Genomic DNA, 21,813 nt, shown 5'->3' with positions numbered 1-21,813 from the left:
ATGTGTCTAATTCTTTTTTATCTACGCTTCAGAATAAATCGATCCACAAACAAGTACTTCTTCTTGCTATTCCGATGGTTCTTTCAAATATCACTGTTCCATTGCTGGGGTTGGTTGATGCCGCTGTGATCGGTCATTTAGAACATTCATGGTATTTAGGTGGTGTCGCCTTGGGTGGGACGATGATCAGCGTGACGTTCTGGTTGTTAGGTTTTTTAAGAATGTCGACAACTGGGTTAACCGCCCAAGCTCTAGGTGGAGAGAAAAAAGAACAACTAGTTTTGGTTCTGCTTCAAGGTTTGATTATGGCCTTTGCATTCGCAATAATATTTCTGCTTTTTCATCGAGTGGTGGCTGATATTATTTTCGATTTTAGTCGTGCGAGTAATGAGGTTAAGCACTACGGGGAGGCCTATTTTGTTATTAGAGCGTGGAGCGCACCAGCTTCTCTTGTTAATTATGTCATGCTTGGTTGGTTGTTAGGCACCCAAAACTCACGAGCACCCATGTGGATGGTGATTTTCGCCAACGTAACCAATATTGCTTTAGACTTTCTTTTTGTGGTTGGATTCAATTGGGGAGTAGAAGGGGCCGCTCTTGCTTCTGTTATTGCAGAATACACAAGCTTAGTTATTGGTTTGGGTTTTATTGTTAAGACGTGGAAAGACTTTCAGTTGCCTACTATCTCATCAATAGTACGAAAAAAAAACATAAGGTTAACGAGTGGACTATCACGGTTCGTCAAACTCAATCGAGATATTTTTCTACGTTCGCTATGCCTACAGGGTGCCTTTAGCTTCATGACCTTTCAAGGAGCAAGCTATGGTGATGATGTCGTCGCAGCTAATGCAGTATTGATGAGTTTTCTGATGATTATATCTTATGGTATGGATGGGTTTGCTTATGCCATTGAAGCCATGGTGGGCAAAGCGATAGGCGCGAAAAATAGAGAGGCGTTGAAAGAGTCGATAATGGTTACGTTTATTTGGAGTTTCGTCATTTGTTTCTTTCTAGGGTGCGTTTTTTATCTCTTTGGTAACAACTTAATCTCCATGATCACTGATATTGAACGTGTTAATAAGATTGCCAGTGTGTACCTCCCTTGGTTAATTGCTATGCCATTGTGTGCTATGTGGTGTTTTGTTTTAGATGGTATTTTTATCGGTGCGACAAAAGGCAAGGAGATGAGAAATAGCATGTTTATTGCCACTTGTACCTTTTTTTCGGTCTTCGGTTTGATGAGCGGTTTTGGTAATCACGCCTTATGGGCGGCGATGATAAGTTTTATGGTCATACGTGGTGTAAGTTTAGGGTTTGTTTTTGTTTTGCAGTGGAGAAGAGGTGTTTTTCTCTGAGAGTTCGTTCAGGCTGAGGTATTCTCAGCCTGAACATAATGACTACCGCGTATAGTCTTTTATTTTAAAACAGACGATTAAGTCCGTTTAAAGCCGCTACTCGGTAAGCTTCTGCCATTGTGGGGTAATTAAAGGTCGTATTGACGAAATATTCGATGTTATTCGCCTTTCCTTTTTGCTCCATTATAGCCTGCCCGATATGAATAATTTCCGCAGCGCGCTCCCCGAAACAGTGAATACCCAATATCTCCTTGGTTTCTCTATGAAAGAGAATTTTTAGGCTGCCAATATCTTTTCCGGCGATCTGAGCTCGAGCGAGGTGTTTAAACGAAGAGCGTCCGACTTCATATGGAACCTTCGCAGCAGTGAGTTCTTGTTCTGTTTTACCCACAGAACTAATTTCCGGTATGGTGTATATCCCAGTAGGGATATCTTCTATTAAGTGGGTATCGGCTTTTCCTTTCACAATGTTCTGTGCCACAAATCGACCTTGATCGTATGCAGCACTAGCTAAGCTAGGGTATCCAATAACATCTCCGACGGCATAAATATGCTCTACTTTTGTTTGATATTTTTTATTGACGCTTAGAGACCCTCTGGCGTCAGCAGTCAATCCAGCTGATTCGAGGTTTAGTTTGTCGGTATTACCCGTTCGACCATTGGCGTAGAGCAAACAGTCTGCACGCATTTTTTTCCCTGATTGTAAGTGTATAATTACACCGTCATCAGTGGCTTCGACTTTCTCATATGTCTCGTCATTTCGGATGACAACGCCACTATTCCAAAAATGATATGAAAGAGCATCAGAAGTTTCATTATCTAAAAATGAGAGTAAGCGATCTCGTGTGTTGATGAGATCGGTTTTTACATCTAACCCGCGAAAGATGGAAGCGTATTCGCAGCCGATGACACCTGCACCGTAAATAATGATGTTTCTTGGAGTATGTCCTAAAGAAAGAATTGAGTCGCTGTCGTAAATACGAGGATGATTAAAGTCAACGTCTTCGGGCTGGTAAGGTCTGGAACCTGTCGCGATGACAAATTTGTCCGCAGTATAATATTCTAGGCTCCCGTCAGCCTGTTTTACAGCAACCTGATTTTTATCTACAAAATGAGCTTTACCAAAAATAAGGTCACATTGGTTGCGATCATAAAAACCTTGACGAAGGCGTGTTTGCTTATCAATAACGGTTTTCGCATGGCTAAGAATATCGGCAAAAGAGGCATGCACGTTATTTACATTGCGATGAAACAGTGGATTACTATTAAATTCGATGATTCGGCTTACTGCGTGTCTCAATGCTTTCGAAGGAATCGTCCCCCAGTGCGTACATCCGCCACCAACACTTGGCTCCTTTTCAATTATGGCGACATTTAACCCTGCTTTGGTTAATCCCATTGCTGCCCCTTCACCTCCAGGACCACTACCGATTACGATCACATCAAAGTGAGTTTTTCGAGCCATATTGATTCGCCTTCCATGATTTTTGTTAACATTGCTGTAGCGAGATTTTAACTTGTTATCACCATAGGTAAATGGTCATCACACTATAGAGTGGTAATGATCACGGACTTATGCAAATCTAATGGATGTTAGTTGTGCTTTTACAATGTGTATTTCTCACTGGTCCGAATTCGCGTTATAGTAATTAGACGTTAATTGGCTTTATTGGTAAAAATAACCCCCTATGGGAATTCGTGCGCTACAAAAAGAAAAAACACGCCGATCATTAATTGATGCAGCATTCAATCAGCTTAGAGCCGATCGCAGTTTCTCAAATTTGAGTTTAAGAGAAGTCGCGAGGGAAGCAGGTATTGCGCCAACCTCATTCTATCGTCATTTCAAAGATATGGATGAATTAGGATTAACCTTGGTTGATGAAGGCGGGTTACTCCTAAGGCAACTTATGAGGCAAGCAAGGCAGCGAATTGCCAAAGAAGGCAGTGTTATTCGAACTTCAGTAGAAACCTTTATGGAATTTATTGATAGTAGCCCTAACGTGTTTCGATTGTTATTGCGTGAACGCTCAGGTACATCGGCTGAATTTAGAGCCGCAGTGGCAAGAGAGATGCAACATTTCGTGGCTGAAATGACCGAATATTTGATAAGCACAGGAATGGATAGAGAGGAAGCTTCTATTCAGGCGGAAGCATCGGTGATCTTGGTATTTAGCTCCGGCGCAGAAGCGTTGGATTTAAGTAAAGATGAAAGAGAAGAACTAACTGAAAGGTTAGTGATGCAATTAAGAATGACCGCCAAAGGTGCTTATTGGTACAGAAAAGAGCGAGAAAGACAAAACAATAGGATATAACTATGTCGAATGAATCTAATCCAACGAAAAGTGACTCTGCTAGAAAAACGCTACTTTTAGCGGTAATTGTGGGTATGTGCAGCAATGCATTACTTTCTGTGTTGACGGTAACCGAGGTCGCTTTCTCCATTTTCCCACTGATAGCACTGGTACTATCAGTACAAATGCTTTATCAAAATTATTTACGTAACCCCGTTTCAGAAGAACTCCCATTGGTTGGTTTGGCTTGTTTTTTTGTAGGTGCTTTTGGTTACTCAGCATTTATAAAAGCTCAGTATCCGGGGGCGGGATCGAATTTTTTCGCCATTATAGTAACGTTGTTGTTACTGTTATGGGTAGGGAAAAAACTAGGTTTCATCGCTAAGGGTGAGTAGCTAGTTAGGTATTTAAAAAACGAGCGATATGCTCGTTTTTTAATTTACTTTATTTGCGCCTTTCTAAAAGAACACCAGCTTCCATATGGTGGGTGTAAGGAAATTGGTCAAATAGAGCGAATCTGATAATTTTGTGAGTTGTAGACAATAATTCGAGATTTTCTTTGAGCGTTTCAGGGCTGCAAGAGATATATAAAATTCGTTCATAACCTTGAACCATTCTACAAGTGTCTTCGTCCATGCCAGATCTTGGTGGATCGACAAAAATAGTGTTGCAGTTGTAACTAGTTAGGTCAATATTCGCTTGTTTTAAACGTCGAAACTCCCGTTTACCTTCCATCGCTTCGGTAAACTCCTCAGCGGACATACGGATAATTTGGACATTATCTATCTTATTTGCCGTGATATTGTATTGAGCTGAAACTACTGATGGCATAGCGACTTCGGTTGCGAGTACGCGTTCAAAATTTTGAGCGAGGGCTAATGAAAAGTTACCGTTCCCACAATAGAGCTCTAATAAATCACCACTGCTTTCTTTCGTACAGTCTACCGCCCACTCCAGCATTTTCTGAGCAACAATACCGTTCGGTTGAGTAAAGCTATTTTCTACTTGTTGATAGATATAGGTACGGCCATGAACATTTAATTTTTCAATCACATAATCACGCTCGAGCACTATTTTCATTTTTCTTGCTCGTCCGATAATATTAAGATTGAAGCCTCTATTATTAAGCAATACCCTCAATGCTTTTGCCTCTTCAGTCCATTTATCATCAAGCTGACGGTGATAAAGAAGAGAAATAAGCACTTCGCCATTTAAGGTTGACAGAAAATCAACTTGAAACAGTTTTTTCCGAAGGTCATCGTTGTTTTTGATCGTATCTATAAGGAGTGGCATCAACTCGTTAATTACGTTGCTGGCCGCAGGGAATTGATCAACGCGAATTTTCTCACGAGTTCCTTGATTAAACATTATGTAATAAAGAGCTTCACCTTCGTGCCAAACGCGAAATTCGGCTCTCATACGATAATTTTGCTCAGGAGATTCAAATATTTCCAACTCAGGTACATCATATTCAACAAACATTTCGTTGAGACGATTCGCCTTCTCTTTCAGCTGTTCGTGGTAGCGATTAGAGTTTATTTCCAGGTTTGCCATAGATATGCCTTTAACTTTACACAAGGAGCGCAGATTTTATTCAATCCGGCTTGGTTGTCCAGTACTGATATGAATAAGTTTCATGTAGAAACGTAATTTTTTCCACTAGACAAGAGATATATTGATAATTAGTATCCGTTCCAGAGCTGGTGGCAATTGAAACTATAAATTGCCTGAAATGGGAATCTGGTGAAAATCCAGAACTGACGCGCAGCGGTAAAAGAGAACGAACATCTACGGTGAAAACCACACACTGCTACATCCAATGATGAGTGGGAAGTGAGATGCTAGGCGACCAACTAATATTATCATAGGTCATGCTCCTAAGTCCGAATACCTGCCAGCAAGTAAATGAACTTTCTCATTTGCTAGGACTTACGCGAACAGGATTATTAATGAACAAATCAATAATAGCGGCCGCAGTGGCATCGCTAGTTTCTGCATCACCACTCTCTTTTGCACAATCTTCTTCTGATATCGAAACTGTCGTTGTTACAGCCAACCGTTTTGAACAAGCGGAGAGTTCCGCTCTGGCTTCAATAACGGTTATTGATAGAGAGCGTATAGAAGCGACGCAAGCTACCACTGCTTTAGAGTTACTGAAAAGCGTTCCTGGAATTACGGTTAATACGCTAGGGAACAAAGGCAATGCCTCTTCTATATATATCCGTGGAACGAAATCTAAGCATGCCCTCGTTTTAGTTGATGGCGTTAGAGTTAATTCGCCAACGTTGGGGGGAGCATCCATCGGACTAATCCCCGCTTTTGCTATTCAGAGTATTGAGATAGTGAGAGGCCCACGGGCTTCTGTTTATGGATCTGATGCTATTGGCGGAGTGATTGCGATAAGCACTATATCTTCAGAAGAAACCCATGAGTTGAGAGTAGGTTATGGTAGCGAAGATCATGGCCAAGTTGGTTGGCGGTCATCAGGTAATATTTCAGAAAATACTCAAGGTTCTTTTGTAGTAAACAAAGAACAAAGCGATGGTTACAAAATATATGAATTGGCCGCGGATGGTGAAAAGTTTGGTTATTCAGCCCAAACAGCATTCGGTCATATTAATCACCAACTAAATGATGAATGGTCTTTGATGTTTAGTGGATATGACAAATCGTCAGATTTCGAATACGCAGGTCAATATGACGGTTCGAAAAATCAACAAGATGATGAGTTCTATAGTTTGTCCAGTGGTGTTACATATGAAAAAAAGAATTACCTTTCTAATCTACAGTTTTTTTTAGGTAAGAGTTATCAAGCAACGGGTGATGCTGAAGGACAAAATGCGAAAGGGACAATAACTTCTCGTCGTAATGGTGTTTCCTGGGTAAATACCTATTTGGCTCTTAATAATATCGTTCTTAATGCAGGATTAGATTATTACAAAGAGAGCGCTGATAGAGGAGGCTCAAATACGGATAATTACGAAAAACTAGATAAAGAAAACAAAGCGGCATTCTTGACCTCTAGTTTTGTATTTGATCCACTAAGCTTAGAACTGAGTTTAAGACATGATGATGATAGCGCATTTGGTGGAAAGACAACTTGGAATGCGGCAGCAGGGTATCAAATCTCGAAATCACTTCAAATAGTATCTTCTATTGGTAGTGCATTTAAAGCGCCAACATTTAACGACTTGTATTGGCCTGAATCTGCTTATGATAAAGGTAACCCAAATTTAAAACCGGAAGAGTCGGAGTCCGCGGAGGTTGGTCTTCGAGGCAACTACGAAGTGTTAAACTGGAGCATTACGGCATATAAAACAGAAATCGAAAACCTTATAAATTGGGCTCAAGAGAATGGAAGCGGAAAATGGACACCTTCAAATGTTAATGATGCGACAATAGAAGGCATTGAAGTCGCAATTGATTTCTATACGGGGCCAATCAACCATGAACTTGTTGCTGAATGGATGGATTCAGAAGATAAAAGTACAGGAGATGCATTAGTTCGTATCCCTGAAAATAAATTTGCTTGGAATATGATGTATTTTTATGAAAACTTCGATCTGAGTGTGTCGGCGTTATATACGGGAGAAAGAGCAGACAATTCTGACAAGGAACTTGATGCTTATACTGTTGTTGATTTAGGTATAGGATATTTGGCGACGAGTTCTCTTAAATTAGGATTGCGGGTAAATAATGCTTTTGATACTGATTATGAAACAGGTTATGGGAGTAGTAGTTTCGTGACTGGCGATAATTACTATTACAAAGGACCTGGCCGAACTGCATTTTTTACTGGAACTTATCAGTTCTAAATTGCAAAACGGCTTTATGAAAACCCCTCAATTGTTGGACTAACTGGCATTGGGGGTTTTCTATGTTTAGATATATTGAGATATTAACAATAACAAATCCTAGCGCTTAGATAGTTGACTTTATTGTTGCCAAATAGAAACTATTAAGTAAGATCTTTCTTCTTTACCTGACTGGTTTTAACTTTGCCACAGCAAGCTAATATCCTGATCTTCGATTCTGGCGTTGGTGGATTGTCAGTTTATCAAGAAGTTTGCAAAGAACTTCCTAACGCAAATTATATCTATCTATTTGATGACAAAGGTTACCCCTACGGTGAGCTTGACCCTGATACGCTCATCGAAAGAGTGAATGATATGGTGCGTTATGCTACTCAGCGGCATCGGGTTGACGTTATTGTCATAGCATGCAATACAGCAAGTACAATTGTACTTCCTTCATTACGCGAATCATTTTCTATACCTGTTGTTGGTGTTGTACCGGCAATAAAGCCAGCATCTCTTATTTCAAATATTGCAGTCGGACTTATCGCGACACCTGCAACGGTAAAGCGAGAGTATACTCAAACCCTTATTAAACATTATCTGTCTTCTGTTCCGATTAAGCTATTAGGATCGACGGAATTAGTCGATATGGCAGAGAACAAACTAAAAGGCAAACCGGTCTGTATGGAATCTTTAGCTTGTGTATTGAAGCCACTTATCGGAAAAATAGACGTAGCGGTTTTAGGTTGTACACATTTCCCTTTGCTTAGAGATGAAATAAAACAAGTGTTAGGGAATAAGGTTCAAATTATTGATTCAGGAGCGGCTATTGCGAGAAGGGTAGTTTCGTTAATCAATTTTAATCATGATATGAAGAGCAAGCGAGAAATGGTTGCTTACAATAGTGCTTCTTCTAAAAAAGAAGAAGCACTATACATAACGTTCAAAAAACTTGGTTTTGAAACTATTGAGACGATTCCGACTCAGGATGTTTAGGATCATTGGCGATACGTACTTTCAAAGTACGCTGCATATAATCATGATCGTTTAATCCAGAAATAACATTATCGACATCGTTACTGCCAACCACAACAAAGCCAAAACCGCGTCGTTTACCAGTTCGTTTGTCTTTCATTAAGCGTACGGCAAATACTTCGCCATGTTCAGAAAATACTTGACGAACATTGGTTTCGTTCGCTTTGTATGGAAGATTACCAACATACAGTGTTGTTGTAGATGGTTTGTCTTTTGGTGTCGCAGGAGAAGAAGAAGTAGAACAAGAAAGGTTAAGGATAAATGCTGATGCAACTACACCAATTACAAAAGATATAGCGGGAGAAACTGCTAATTGAGAAAAGATAGCAGCGCCAAGTACAGCGAGAGCGATTATTAAAAAGATAAATTTTTTAGAGTTCATATTTGAATACAACGTCTAGTAGATAAAAAAAATGGGATATATAGCTAACAAATATAGCTTCCTGAATACTACGGGTAACTCTGCTTAATTTCCAACCTATTGATGTGACTCTGCTCAAATGTTGAAATTTTATCCAATAAATATCTGTTTGATCGTTTTTTAAGCAAGCAGAAAAATAAATCAAAAAAGATCTTGCCAGAAAAAAAAACCTCCCTATAATGCGCCCTCACCAACACGGAGTACAGCAACAGAAAGTACAGTGAAAAATGGTGATGAGAAAAGGATCCAAAAAGATCTTGACTCATTAAAATGGAAGCGTAGAATACGCATCCCTAACTGATTGGAACTGATAAAGATTCGATAGTTAGAACGCTCTTTAACAATTTAAACCTATATCAATCTGTGTGGGCACTCGTTGATGACAATCGAAGATGATTCTCTGCTTTAGGGCACGAAATCAACAACGGTTTCAATGAACTGAGTGACCTAATTTGATGCTTATTTTGTTTTTACTTTTTTAAAAGTGAAAGTGAATTAACGTTGAACACAGTTATTTAAATATCACTCTGTTGGAGTGATAGAACTTTAAAGAACACTTTACTATTTAACCTTTGGTTATCTAAAGTAAAAGGCAATTTAAAGTCAGTATTCATTGAGCCAAAAAGAACTTAAATTGAAGAGTTTGATCATGGCTCAGATTGAACGCTGGCGGCAGGCTTAACACATGCAAGTCGAGCGGAAACGAAATTAACAATCCTTCGGGAGCGTTAATAGGCGTCGAGCGGCGGACGGGTGAGTAATGCTTAGGAATTTGCCCAGTTGAGGGGGATAACTATTGGAAACGATAGCTAATACCGCATACGCCCTACGGGGGAAAGGAGGGGACCTTCGGGCCTTCCGCGATTGGATAAGCCTAAGTGAGATTAGCTAGTTGGTGGGGTAATGGCTCACCAAGGCGACGATCTCTAGCTGGTCTGAGAGGATGATCAGCCACACTGGAACTGAGACACGGTCCAGACTCCTACGGGAGGCAGCAGTGGGGAATATTGCACAATGGGCGAAAGCCTGATGCAGCCATGCCGCGTGTATGAAGAAGGCCTTCGGGTTGTAAAGTACTTTCAGTAGTGAGGAAGACAGTAAGTTTAATACGCTTATTGTTTGACGTTAGCTACAGAAGAAGCACCGGCTAACTCCGTGCCAGCAGCCGCGGTAATACGGAGGGTGCGAGCGTTAATCGGAATTACTGGGCGTAAAGCGCATGCAGGTGGTTTGTTAAGTCAGATGTGAAAGCCCGGGGCTCAACCCCGGAAGGTCATTTGAAACTGGCAAACTAGAGTACTGTAGAGGGGGGTAGAATTTCAGGTGTAGCGGTGAAATGCGTAGAGATCTGAAGGAATACCAGTGGCGAAGGCGGCCCCCTGGACAGATACTGACACTCAGATGCGAAAGCGTGGGGAGCAAACAGGATTAGATACCCTGGTAGTCCACGCCGTAAACGATGTCTACTTGAAGGTTGTGGCCTTGAGCCGTGGCTTTCGGAGCTAACGCGTTAAGTAGACCGCCTGGGGAGTACGGTCGCAAGATTAAAACTCAAATGAATTGACGGGGGCCCGCACAAGCGGTGGAGCATGTGGTTTAATTCGATGCAACGCGAAGAACCTTACCTACTCTTGACATCCAGAGAAGCCAGTGGAGACACAGGCGTGCCTTCGGGAGCTCTGAGACAGGTGCTGCATGGCTGTCGTCAGCTCGTGTTGTGAAATGTTGGGTTAAGTCCCGCAACGAGCGCAACCCTTATCCTTAATTGCCAGCGAGTTATGTCGGGAACTTTGGGGAGACTGCCGGTGATAAACCGGAGGAAGGTGGGGACGACGTCAAGTCATCATGGCCCTTACGAGTAGGGCTACACACGTGCTACAATGGCGCATACAGAGGGCAGCCAGCTAGCAATAGTGAGCGAATCCCAAAAAGTGCGTCGTAGTCCGGATTGGAGTCTGCAACTCGACTCCATGAAGTCGGAATCGCTAGTAATCGTAGATCAGAATGCTACGGTGAATACGTTCCCGGGCCTTGTACACACCGCCCGTCACACCATGGGAGTGGGCTGCAAAAGAAGTAGGTAGTTTAACCTTCGGGGGGACGCTTACCACTTTGTGGTTCATGACTGGGGTGAAGTCGTAACAAGGTAGCCCTAGGGGAACCTGGGGCTGGATCACCTCCTTAAACGATGATTGCGCATGATGAGTGTCCACACAGATTGAAATAGGTTTAGAAAAGCAAAGAGATGATAACTCAGAAATATCTTCTGTTATTGCGTCATGATTTTTCTTCGTTCAACTAAGAGAAAACATAAAGCAAGAATGGGTCTGTAGCTCAGCTGGTTAGAGCGCTCGCCTGATAAGCGGGAGGTCGGTGGTTCAAGTCCACTCAGACCCACCAAAATCTTCTTCTGCCGCGTTAAGTCAGTCGTCGCATATTATTATTATGCCTCCTCCTAACTTGCCTTGCATAAAAAGAATTTTCTCAGTTTAGTTTAATGAGTTATCAAAAAAACACCCAACTGATGGGGTTATAGCTCAGCTGGGAGAGCGCCTGCCTTGCACGCAGGAGGTCTGCGGTTCGATCCCGCATAGCTCCACCATCTTTAAGTGTTTTTACTCTGCATAGAGAAAAGAATATTTAAAAATGGTTCATTTGATGAATCTTTGCTCTTTAACAATTTGGAAAGCTGACTGATAAATAATTGATTATTATTTATCAAAATAAAAGTTCTCAAATCCTATTGGATCCTTTTTTTAAAAGGAAACTCTAGGGTCTTGTTGTCACTTCGGTGATAACAAACCAACACACATTCAAGTGTTCTTGGAAACAGCTAACTTCGGTTAGATGTTTAATATTTGAGTCCGGCAAAATCGAAAATGTTGTCTCGCTCATTCAAATAATGAGGCAACGATAGAAACCTTGGTTGCTAATACAATAACAATTCGTTGTTATTTCGCGTAAGCGAAACCCTTTGGGGTTGTATGGTTAAGTGACTAAGCGTACACGGTGGATGCCTTGGCAGTCAGAGGCGATGAAGGACGTATTAACTTGCGATAAGCGTAGATAAGGCAGTAAAAGCCACTTGAGTCTACGATTTCCGAATGGGGAAACCCACTAGCAAAAGCTAGTATTATTAACTGAATACATAGGTTAATAAGGCAAACCCGGGGAACTGAAACATCTAAGTACCCGGAGGAGTAGAAATCAACCGAGATTCCGAAAGTAGCGGCGAGCGAAATTGGATTAGCCCTTAAGCTTTTAATGATGCAGGTGAAGATTCTGGAAAGTATCGCGATACAAGGTGATAGCCCTGTAACCGACACATCATTTTAAGTGAAAACGAGTAAGGCGGGACACGTGATATCCTGTTTGAATATGGGGGGACCATCCTCCAAGGCTAAATACTACTGACTGACCGATAGTGAACCAGTACCGTGAGGGAAAGGCGAAAAGAACCCCTGTGAGGGGAGTGAAATAGAACCTGAAACCGTGTACGTACAAGCAGTAGGAGCAGGCATTGCGTCCTGTGACTGCGTACCTTTTGTATAATGGGTCAGCGACTTATATTTAGTAGCAAGGTTAACCGTATAGGGGAGCCGTAGGGAAACCGAGTCTTAACTGGGCGTCGAGTTGCTAGGTATAGACCCGAAACCAGGTGATCTAGCCATGGGCAGGTTGAAGGTTGAGTAACATCAACTGGAGGACCGAACCGACTAATGTTGAAAAATTAGCGGATGACTTGTGGCTAGGGGTGAAAGGCCAATCAAACCTGGAGATAGCTGGTTCTCCCCGAAAGCTATTTAGGTAGCGCCTCGGACGAATACTACTGGGGGTAGAGCACTGTTAAGGCTAGGGGGTCATCCCGACTTACCAACCCTTTGCAAACTCCGAATACCAGTAAGTACTATCCGGGAGACACACGGCGGGTGCTAACGTCCGTCGTGGAGAGGGAAACAACCCAGACCGCCAGCTAAGGTCCCAAAGTATAGCTAAGTGGGAAACGATGTGGGAAGGCTCAGACAGCCAGGATGTTGGCTTAGAAGCAGCCATCATTTAAAGAAAGCGTAATAGCTCACTGGTCGAGTCGGCCTGCGCGGAAGATGTAACGGGGCTAAGCTATACACCGAAGCTGCGGCAATGTAATTTATTATGTTGGGTAGGGGAGCGTTCTGTAAGCCGTTGAAGGTGGACTGTAAGGTCTGCTGGAGGTATCAGAAGTGCGAATGCTGACATGAGTAACGATAATGGGAGTGAAAAACTCCCACGCCGGAAGACCAAGGGTTCCTGTCCAACGTTAATCGGGGCAGGGTAAGTCGACCCCTAAGGCGAGGCCGAAAGGCGTAGTCGATGGGAAACGGGTTAATATTCCCGTACTTCTTATAATTGCGATGGGGGGACGGAGAAGGCTAGGTGAGCCTGGCGATGGTAGTCCAGGTTCAAGGGTGTAGGCTAATTTCTTAGGTAAATCCGGGAAATTGTTAGGCTGAGACCCGATGTCGAGTCACTACGGTGATGAAGTCATTGATGCCATGCTTCCAGGAAAAGCCTCTAAGCTTCAGATTATAAGAAATCGTACCCCAAACCGACACAGGTGGTCGGGTAGAGAATACCAAGGCGCTTGAGAGAACTCGGGTGAAGGAACTAGGCAAAATGGTACCGTAACTTCGGGAGAAGGTACGCTCTTGACGGTGAAATCCCTTGCGGATGGAGCTATCGGGAGTCGCAGATACCAGGTGGCTGCAACTGTTTATTAAAAACACAGCACTGTGCAAAATCGTAAGATGACGTATACGGTGTGACGCCTGCCCGGTGCCGGAAGGTTAATTGATGGGGTTAGTCTTCGGACGAAGCTCTTGATCGAAGCCCCGGTAAACGGCGGCCGTAACTATAACGGTCCTAAGGTAGCGAAATTCCTTGTCGGGTAAGTTCCGACCTGCACGAATGGCGTAATGATGGCCACGCTGTCTCCACCCGAGACTCAGTGAAATTGAAATCGCTGTGAAGATGCAGTGTACCCGCGGCTAGACGGAAAGACCCCGTGAACCTTTACTACAGCTTGGCACTGAACATTGACCCTACATGTGTAGGATAGGTGGGAGACTTTGAAACTTCGTCGCTAGATGGAGTGGAGTCGACCTTGAAATACCACCCTTGTATGCTTGATGTTCTAACGTCGGCCCCTTATCGGGGTTGCGGACAGTGCCTGGTGGGTAGTTTGACTGGGGCGGTCTCCTCCCAAAGAGTAACGGAGGAGCACGAAGGTGGGCTAAACACGGTTGGACATCGTGTGGTTAGTGCAATGGCATAAGCCCGCTTGACTGCGAGAATGACAATTCGAGCAGGTGCGAAAGCAGGTCATAGTGATCCGGTGGTTCTGAATGGAAGGGCCATCGCTCAACGGATAAAAGGTACTCCGGGGATAACAGGCTGATACCGCCCAAGAGTTCATATCGACGGCGGTGTTTGGCACCTCGATGTCGGCTCATCACATCCTGGGGCTGAAGTCGGTCCCAAGGGTATGGCTGTTCGCCATTTAAAGTGGTACGCGAGCTGGGTTTAGAACGTCGTGAGACAGTTCGGTCCCTATCTGCCGTGGGCGTTGGAAGATTGAAAGGGGCTGCTCCTAGTACGAGAGGACCGGAGTGGACGAACCACTGGTGTTCGGGTTGTCATGCCAATGGCATTGCCCGGTAGCTAAGTTCGGAATCGATAAGCGCTGAAAGCATCTAAGCGCGAAGCGAGCCTTGAGATGAGTCTTCCCTGGCACTTTACGTGTCCTAAAGGGTTGTTCGAGACTAGAACGTTGATAGGCAGGGTGTGTAAGCGTTGTGAGGCGTTGAGCTAACCTGTACTAATTGCCCGTGAGGCTTAACCATACAACACCCAAGGGGTTTTGTGGACTCAATGTAAGAACATTGAATGTGTGAAAACTTTTATTTAAGTCAGTAATCCAGATTATTAGAGTTTTCTATCGTGATAGGAAGCTTGACCAAATTTGCTTGGCGACCATAGCGTTGTGGACCCACCTGAACCCATGCCGAACTCAGAAGTGAAACGCAACAGCGCCGATGGTAGTGTGGGGTCTCCCCATGTGAGAGTAGGACATCGCCAGGTTTTAACATCGTTTTTATCTTTTTTAGGAAAGATAAAACAGCACTAGATAAAGCGCACAAGTAAGACTTTATGTAGGATGACTATGATTGCCCGTATTACATACGGGCATTTATTTCGCTCAAAGTTGAGTGAAGTCAATATACCGTTTTTAATGAATAGATTGAAAATTGTATCTTGACTTTACAGTCAGGACGCGTAGAATACGCATCCCTAACTGATTGAAACTGATAAAGATTCGATAGTTAGAACGCTCTTTAACAATTTAAACCTATATCAATCTGTGTGGGCACTCGTTGATGACAATCGAAGATGATTCTCTGCTTTAGGGCACGAAATCAACAACGGTTTCAATGAACTGAGTGACCTAATTTGATGCTTACTTTGTTTTTATTTTTTTAAAAGTGAAAGCGAATTAACGTTGAACACAGTTATTTAAATATCACTCTGTTGGAGTGATAGAACTTTAAAGAACATTTTATTATTTAACCTTTGGTTATCTAAAGTAAAAGGCAATTTAAAGTCAGTATTCATTGAGCCAAAAAGAACTTAAATTGAAGAGTTTGATCATGGCTCAGATTGAACGCTGGCGGCAGGCTTAACACATGCAAGTCGAGCGGAAACGAAATTAACAATCCTTCGGGAGCGTTAATAGGCGTCGAGCGGCGGACGGGTGAGTAATGCTTAGGAATTTGCCCAGTTGAGGGGGATAACTATTGGAAACGATAGCTAATACCGCATACGCCCTACGGGGGAAAGGAGGGGACCTTCGGGCCTTCCGCGATTGGATAAGCCTAAGTGAGATTAGCTAGTTGGTGGGGTAATGGCTCACCAAGGCGACGATCTCTAGCTGGTCTGAGAGGATGATCAGCCACACTGGAACTGAGACACGGTCCAGACTCCTACGGGAGGCAGCAGTGGGGAATATTGCACAATGGGCGAAAGCCTGATGCAGCCATGCCGCGTGTATGAAGAAGGCCTTCGGGTTGTAAAGTACTTTCAGTAGTGAGGAAGACAGTAAGTTTAATACGCTTATTGTTTGACGTTAGCTACAGAAGAAGCACCGGCTAACTCCGTGCCAGCAGCCGCGGTAATACGGAGGGTGCGAGCGTTAATCGGAATTACTGGGCGTAAAGCGCATGCAGGTGGTTTGTTAAGTCAGATGTGAAAGCCCGGGGCTCAACCCCGGAAGGTCATTTGAAACTGGCAAACTAGAGTACTGTAGAGGGGGGTAGAATTTCAGGTGTAGCGGTGAAATGCGTAGAGATCTGAAGGAATACCAGTGGCGAAGGCGGCCCCCTGGACAGATACTGACACTCAGATGCGAAAGCGTGGGGAGCAAACAGGATTAGATACCCTGGTAGTCCACGCCGTAAACGATGTCTACTTGAAGGTTGTGGCCTTGAGCCGTGGCTTTCGGAGCTAACGCGTTAAGTAGACCGCCTGGGGAGTACGGTCGCAAGATTAAAACTCAAATGAATTGACGGGGGCCCGCACAAGCGGTGGAGCATGTGGTTTAATTCGATGCAACGCGAAGAACCTTACCTACTCTTGACATCCAGAGAAGCCAGTGGAGACACAGGCGTGCCTTCGGGAGCTCTGAGACAGGTGCTGCATGGCTGTCGTCAGCTCGTGTTGTGAAATGTTGGGTTAAGTCCCGCAACGAGCGCAACCCTTATCCTTAATTGCCAGCGAGTTATGTCGGGAACTTTGGGGAGACTGCCGGTGATAAACCGGAGGAAGGTGGGGACGACGTCAAGTCATCATGGCCCTTACGAGTAGGGCTACACACGTGCTACAATGGCGCATACAGAGGGCAGCCAGCTAGCAATAGTGAGCGAATCCCAAAAAGTGCGTCGTAGTCCGGATTGGAGTCTGCAACTCGACTCCATGAAGTCGGAATCGCTAGTAATCGTAGATCAGAATGCTACGGTGAATACGTTCCCGGGCCTTGTACACACCGCCCGTCACACCATGGGAGTGGGCTGCAAAAGAAGTAGGTAGTTTAACCTTCGGGGGGACGCTTACCACTTTGTGGTTCATGACTGGGGTGAAGTCGTAACAAGGTAGCCCTAGGGGAACCTGGGGCTGGATCACCTCCTTAAACGATGATTGCACATGATGAGTGTCCACACAGATTGAAATAGGTTTAGAAAAGTAAAGAGAGTATTTGTACCTGCTTAACTGCGGGTATAAGTGTGAAAGTGCCCAACACTTTTATGCACCTGTGTCCCGTTCGTCTAGAGGCCTAGGACACCGCCCTTTCACGGCGGTAACAGGGGTTCGACTCCCCTACGGGATACCATTTTCTCCTTATGATCCGTTAAGTTGCCCGCTGTTTATTGTATATAAACTGTCTTACAACTTGCCTTACTTAAGGAAGAAAACAAGACTGGGTCGTTAGCTCAGCTGGTAGAGCAGTTGACTTTTAATCAATTGGTCGCAGGTTCGAATCCTGCACGACCCACCATTCTTTCCCACGAAGGAATTAAAACAAACGTGGGCGATTAGCTCAGTTGGGAGAGCACCTCCCTTACAAGGAGGGGGTCACTGGTTCGAGCCCAGTATCGCCCACCATTCTCTAAGTATTTTTGGTGTCATATCCAAACCAATGGTTACTAATTATTGGTTTATTGTGGTCCCTGAAAGTCTTTAGAAAATGTGATTGGCTTATTTTTATAAGCATTGAACATTTTGCTCTTTAACAATTTGGAAAGCTGACTGATAAATAATTGATTATTATTTATCAAAATAAAAGTTCTCAAATCCTATTGGATCCTTTTTTAAAAGGAAACTCTAGGATCTTGTTGTCACTTCGGTGATAACAAACCAACACACATTCAAGTGTTCTTGGAAACACCTAACTTCGGTTAGATGTTTAATATTTGAGTCCGGCAAAATCGAAAATGTTGTCTCGCTCATTCAAATAATGAGGCAACGATAGAAACCTTGGTTGCTAATACAATAACAATTCGTTGTTATTTCGCGTAAGCGAAACCCTTTGGGGTTGTATGGTTAAGTGACTAAGCGTACACGGTGGATGCCTTGGCAGTCAGAGGCGATGAAGGACGTATTAACTTGCGATAAGCGTAGATAAGGCAGTAAAAGCCACTTGAGTCTACGATTTCCGAATGGGGAAACCCACTAGCAAAAGCTAGTATTATTAACTGAATACATAGGTTAATAAGGCAAACCCGGGGAACTGAAACATCTAAGTACCCGGAGGAGTAGAAATCAACCGAGATTCCGAAAGTAGCGGCGAGCGAAATTGGATTAGCCCTTAAGCTTTTAATGATGCAGGTGAAGATTCTGGAAAGTATCGCGATACAAGGTGATAGCCCTGTAACCGACACATCATTTTAAGTGAAAACGAGTAAGGCGGGACACGTGATATCCTGTTTGAATATGGGGGGACCATCCTCCAAGGCTAAATACTACTGACTGACCGATAGTGAACCAGTACCGTGAGGGAAAGGCGAAAAGAACCCCTGTGAGGGGAGTGAAATAGAACCTGAAACCGTGTACGTACAAGCAGTAGGAGCAGGCATTGCGTCCTGTGACTGCGTACCTTTTGTATAATGGGTCAGCGACTTATATTTAGTAGCAAGGTTAACCGTATAGGGGAGCCGTAGGGAAACCGAGTCTTAACTGGGCGTCGAGTTGCTAGGTATAGACCCGAAACCAGGTGATCTAGCCATGGGCAGGTTGAAGGTTGAGTAACATCAACTGGAGGACCGAACCGACTAATGTTGAAAAATTAGCGGATGACTTGTGGCTAGGGGTGAAAGGCCAATCAAACCTGGAGATAGCTGGTTCTCCCCGAAAGCTATTTAGGTAGCGCCTCGGACGAATACTACTGGGGGTAGAGCACTGTTAAGGCTAGGGGGTCATCCCGACTTACCAACCCTTTGCAAACTCCGAATACCAGTAAGTACTATCCGGGAGACACACGGCGGGTGCTAACGTCCGTCGTGGAGAGGGAAACAACCCAGACCGCCAGCTAAGGTCCCAAAGTATAGCTAAGTGGGAAACGATGTGGGAAGGCTCAGACAGCCAGGATGTTGGCTTAGAAGCAGCCATCATTTAAAGAAAGCGTAATAGCTCACTGGTCGAGTCGGCCTGCGCGGAAGATGTAACGGGGCTAAGCTATACACCGAAGCTGCGGCAATGTAATTTATTATGTTGGGTAGGGGAGCGTTCTGTAAGCCGTTGAAGGTGGACTGTAAGGTCTGCTGGAGGTATCAGAAGTGCGAATGCTGACATGAGTAACGATAATGGGAGTGAAAAACTCCCACGCCGGAAGACCAAGGGTTCCTGTCCAACGTTAATCGGGGCAGGGTAAGTCGACCCCTAAGGCGAGGCCGAAAGGCGTAGTCGATGGGAAACGGGTTAATATTCCCGTACTTCTTATAATTGCGATGGGGGGACGGAGAAGGCTAGGTGAGCCTGGCGATGGTAGTCCAGGTTCAAGGGTGTAGGCTAATTTCTTAGGTAAATCCGGGAAATTGTTAGGCTGAGACCCGATGTCGAGTCACTACGGTGATGAAGTCATTGATGCCATGCTTCCAGGAAAAGCCTCTAAGCTTCAGATTATAAGAAATCGTACCCCAAACCGACACAGGTGGTCGGGTAGAGAATACCAAGGCGCTTGAGAGAACTCGGGTGAAGGAACTAGGCAAAATGGTACCGTAACTTCGGGAGAAGGTACGCTCTTGACGGTGAAATCCCTTGCGGATGGAGCTATCGGGAGTCGCAGATACCAGGTGGCTGCAACTGTTTATTAAAAACACAGCACTGTGCAAAATCGTAAGATGACGTATACGGTGTGACGCCTGCCCGGTGCCGGAAGGTTAATTGATGGGGTTAGTCTTCGGACGAAGCTCTTGATCGAAGCCCCGGTAAACGGCGGCCGTAACTATAACGGTCCTAAGGTAGCGAAATTCCTTGTCGGGTAAGTTCCGACCTGCACGAATGGCGTAATGATGGCCACGCTGTCTCCACCCGAGACTCAGTGAAATTGAAATCGCTGTGAAGATGCAGTGTACCCGCGGCTAGACGGAAAGACCCCGTGAACCTTTACTACAGCTTGGCACTGAACATTGACCCTACATGTGTAGGATAGGTGGGAGACTTTGAAACTTCGTCGCTAGATGGAGTGGAGTCGACCTTGAAATACCACCCTTGTATGCTTGATGTTCTAACGTCGGCCCCTTATCGGGGTTGCGGACAGTGCCTGGTGGGTAGTTTGACTGGGGCGGTCTCCTCCCAAAGAGTAACGGAGGAGCACGAAGGTGGGCTAAACACGGTTGGACATCGTGTGGTTAGTGCAATGGCATAAGCCCGCTTGACTGCGAGAATGACAATTCGAGCAGGTGCGAAAGCAGGTCATAGTGATCCGGTGGTTCTGAATGGAAGGGCCATCGCTCAACGGATAAAAGGTACTCCGGGGATAACAGGCTGATACCGCCCAAGAGTTCATATCGACGGCGGTGTTTGGCACCTCGATGTCGGCTCATCACATCCTGGGGCTGAAGTCGGTCCCAAGGGTATGGCTGTTCGCCATTTAAAGTGGTACGCGAGCTGGGTTTAGAACGTCGTGAGACAGTTCGGTCCCTATCTGCCGTGGGCGTTGGAAGATTGAAAGGGGCTGCTCCTAGTACGAGAGGACCGGAGTGGACGAACCACTGGTGTTCGGGTTGTCATGCCAATGGCATTGCCCGGTAGCTAAGTTCGGAATCGATAAGCGCTGAAAGCATCTAAGCGCGAAGCGAGCCTTGAGATGAGTCTTCCCTGGCACTTTACGTGTCCTAAAGGGTTGTTCGAGACTAGAACGTTGATAGGCAGGGTGTGTAAGCGTTGTGAGGCGTTGAGCTAACCTGTACTAATTGCCCGTGAGGCTTAACCATACAACACCCAAGGGGTTTTGTGGACTCAATGTAAGAACATTGAATGTGTGAAAACTTTTATTTAAGTCAGTAATCCAGATTATTAAAGTTTTCTATCGTGATAGGAAGCTTGACCAAATTTGCTTGGCGACCATAGCGTTGTGGACCCACCTGAACCCATGCCGAACTCAGAAGTGAAACGCAACAGCGCCGATGGTAGTGTGGGGTCTCCCCATGTGAGAGTAGGACATCGCCAGGTTTTAACATCGTTTTTATCTTTTTTAGGAAAGATAAAGGCAAAAACTAGTTAAAGCATTGTTTATGAGACTTTAATTAGCGTAAGAATACCATGTGGAGTGGTAGTTCAGTTGGTTAGAATACCGGCCTGTCACGCCGGGGGTCGCGGGTTCGAGTCCCGTCCACTCCGCCAGTTCTTACAAGAAACGTTCAGAAGCCTCAGCAGAAATGCTGGGGCTTTTTTGCGTTTATAGATTAATAGAAATCAGGAAAATGACCTGAACAACAATATGGTTACTATGGAGCCGACATCAATGGGCAGGGAGGTCCATTGCTAAGCGTACAAGGATGTCTGAGCGGTCGACGGAATGACATCCATATAGGTCATAAACGTGTAGCTTACTATTAGAATAACCTCTGAAATGAGCGCACAGTTGGTTTGCTTTTTGTTAAGGGAGGCCGACCTGTCACGCCGGAAGAGCGCGGGGTTGTAAACGGAAAGGGAATTCCATTCACTCCGTCAGTTCTTACAAGAAATGCTGAGGCTTTTAGCGACATGAAGGAACCGTTGTCGGGTTAATGTTTTTATAGGACAATAACCCCTCAGCATGCTCGGACGCGGGTGTTTTTTGTGAACTGATAGACAGGTGTCGATATTTAATTAGAGAGCGTAGTGAA

At 44.5% G+C, this 21,813-nt stretch carries 8 protein-coding genes, 6 tRNA genes, 6 rRNA genes and 1 riboswitch; of the genes, 17 read left to right on the top strand and 3 right to left on the bottom strand.

Features of this window, described 5'->3' with window-relative positions:
* Nucleotides 1–2 precede the first annotated feature (2 nt).
* Nucleotides 3–1,355 (top strand): MATE family efflux transporter DinF, encoded by a 1,353-nt coding sequence (gene dinF, locus L3V77_RS16680; protein WP_275135110.1) that lies wholly within the window; start codon nt 3–5, stop codon nt 1,353–1,355.
* A gap of 64 nt (nt 1,356–1,419) precedes the next feature.
* On the opposite strand, the gene sthA is transcribed toward dinF, so the two are convergent.
* On the bottom strand, nt 1,420–2,820 hold the full coding sequence (gene sthA, locus L3V77_RS16675) for a Si-specific NAD(P)(+) transhydrogenase (protein WP_275135109.1): 1,401 nt from the start codon (nt 2,818–2,820) through the stop codon (nt 1,420–1,422).
* A 223-nt stretch (nt 2,821–3,043) separates the two neighbouring features.
* Between sthA and fabR the strand changes: the two genes are divergently transcribed.
* Nucleotides 3,044–3,667, top strand: coding sequence for an HTH-type transcriptional repressor FabR (gene fabR, locus L3V77_RS16670; protein ID WP_195704638.1), 624 nt, complete (start codon nt 3,044–3,046; stop codon nt 3,665–3,667).
* A 2-nt stretch (nt 3,668–3,669) separates the two neighbouring features.
* Complete coding sequence (locus L3V77_RS16665) at nt 3,670–4,041, top strand: YijD family membrane protein (RefSeq protein ID WP_275135108.1); 372 nt, start codon at nt 3,670–3,672, stop codon at nt 4,039–4,041.
* A 49-nt stretch (nt 4,042–4,090) separates the two neighbouring features.
* On the opposite strand, the gene trmA is transcribed toward L3V77_RS16665, so the two are convergent.
* Nucleotides 4,091–5,200 carry a tRNA (uridine(54)-C5)-methyltransferase TrmA gene (trmA, locus tag L3V77_RS16660; RefSeq protein ID WP_275135107.1) on the bottom strand — a complete coding sequence of 370 codons (1,110 nt, stop codon included), beginning with the start codon at nt 5,198–5,200 and terminating at the stop codon, nt 4,091–4,093.
* A 130-nt stretch (nt 5,201–5,330) separates the two neighbouring features.
* Nucleotides 5,331–5,560, top strand: a riboswitch (cobalamin riboswitch).
* Between the two features lie 35 nt (nt 5,561–5,595).
* Here trmA and L3V77_RS16655 point away from each other — a divergent pair.
* Together L3V77_RS16655 and murI are read left to right on the top strand one after the other, a co-directional pair.
* Nucleotides 5,596–7,461 carry a TonB-dependent receptor gene (locus L3V77_RS16655; RefSeq protein ID WP_275135106.1) on the top strand — a complete coding sequence of 622 codons (1,866 nt, stop codon included), beginning with the start codon at nt 5,596–5,598 and terminating at the stop codon, nt 7,459–7,461.
* Between the two features lie 183 nt (nt 7,462–7,644).
* The gene (gene murI / locus L3V77_RS16650) at nt 7,645–8,439 is read left to right on the top strand and encodes a glutamate racemase (protein ID WP_275135105.1); all 795 of its coding nucleotides are present in this window, start codon (nt 7,645–7,647) and stop codon (nt 8,437–8,439) included.
* Here the strand turns inward: murI and L3V77_RS16645 are convergent.
* Nucleotides 8,408–8,860 carry an RNA-binding protein gene (locus L3V77_RS16645; protein WP_275135104.1) on the bottom strand — a complete coding sequence of 151 codons (453 nt, stop codon included), beginning with the start codon at nt 8,858–8,860 and terminating at the stop codon, nt 8,408–8,410. The two genes, murI and L3V77_RS16645, sit on opposite strands and share 32 nt — an antisense overlap.
* A 670-nt stretch (nt 8,861–9,530) precedes the next feature.
* On the opposite strand from L3V77_RS16645, the gene L3V77_RS16640 reads away from it, so the two are divergent.
* The 12 genes from L3V77_RS16640 (at nt 9,531) to L3V77_RS16585 (ending at nt 21,328) form a co-directional block, all read left to right on the top strand.
* Nucleotides 9,531–11,083, top strand: a 16S ribosomal RNA gene (locus tag L3V77_RS16640).
* A 139-nt stretch (nt 11,084–11,222) separates the two neighbouring features.
* A tRNA-Ile gene (locus L3V77_RS16635) sits at nt 11,223–11,299 on the top strand.
* A gap of 126 nt (nt 11,300–11,425) precedes the next feature.
* Nucleotides 11,426–11,501: transfer RNA gene (locus L3V77_RS16630), tRNA-Ala, on the top strand.
* A 384-nt stretch (nt 11,502–11,885) separates the two neighbouring features.
* Nucleotides 11,886–14,778 (top strand): 23S ribosomal RNA (locus L3V77_RS16625).
* A 122-nt stretch (nt 14,779–14,900) separates the two neighbouring features.
* Nucleotides 14,901–15,016 (top strand): 5S ribosomal RNA (rrf, locus tag L3V77_RS16620).
* Nucleotides 15,017–15,564: 548 nt separating this feature from the next.
* A 16S ribosomal RNA gene (locus tag L3V77_RS16615) occupies nt 15,565–17,117 on the top strand.
* 125 nt (nt 17,118–17,242) lie between these two features.
* Nucleotides 17,243–17,318, top strand: a tRNA-Glu gene (locus tag L3V77_RS16610).
* 89 nt (nt 17,319–17,407) lie between these two features.
* Nucleotides 17,408–17,483: transfer RNA gene (locus tag L3V77_RS16605), tRNA-Lys, on the top strand.
* Nucleotides 17,484–17,514: 31 nt separating this feature from the next.
* Nucleotides 17,515–17,590 (top strand) — tRNA-Val (locus tag L3V77_RS16600).
* Between the two features lie 436 nt (nt 17,591–18,026).
* Nucleotides 18,027–20,919, top strand: a 23S ribosomal RNA gene (locus L3V77_RS16595).
* 122 nt (nt 20,920–21,041) lie between these two features.
* Nucleotides 21,042–21,157: ribosomal RNA gene (gene rrf / locus L3V77_RS16590) — 5S ribosomal RNA — on the top strand.
* The 16S, 23S and 5S rRNA genes sit together here with 6 tRNA genes alongside, the layout of an rRNA operon.
* A gap of 94 nt (nt 21,158–21,251) precedes the next feature.
* Nucleotides 21,252–21,328: transfer RNA gene (locus L3V77_RS16585), tRNA-Asp, on the top strand.
* Nucleotides 21,329–21,813 lie beyond the last annotated feature (485 nt).

The organism is Vibrio sp. DW001 (assembly GCF_029016285.1).
Lineage (GTDB): Bacteria > Pseudomonadota > Gammaproteobacteria > Enterobacterales > Vibrionaceae > Vibrio.
The sequence above is the reverse complement of the archived record's forward strand: the minus strand, read 5'-3'. Positions and strand labels throughout refer to the sequence as shown.

What these genes read in the sequence shown, in the direction of transcription:
- sthA (WP_275135109.1), bottom strand. Translation starts at nt 2,820, where the DNA reads ATGGCTCGAAAAACTCACTTTGATGTGATCGTAATCGGTAGTGGTCCT.
- fabR (WP_195704638.1), top strand. Translation starts at nt 3,044, where the DNA reads ATGGGAATTCGTGCGCTACAAAAAGAAAAAACACGCCGATCATTAATT.
- L3V77_RS16665 (WP_275135108.1), top strand. Translation starts at nt 3,670, where the DNA reads ATGTCGAATGAATCTAATCCAACGAAAAGTGACTCTGCTAGAAAAACG.
- trmA (WP_275135107.1), bottom strand. Translation starts at nt 5,200, where the DNA reads ATGGCAAACCTGGAAATAAACTCTAATCGCTACCACGAACAGCTGAAA.
- L3V77_RS16655 (WP_275135106.1), top strand. Translation starts at nt 5,596, where the DNA reads ATGAACAAATCAATAATAGCGGCCGCAGTGGCATCGCTAGTTTCTGCA.
- L3V77_RS16645 (WP_275135104.1), bottom strand. Translation starts at nt 8,860, where the DNA reads ATGAACTCTAAAAAATTTATCTTTTTAATAATCGCTCTCGCTGTACTT.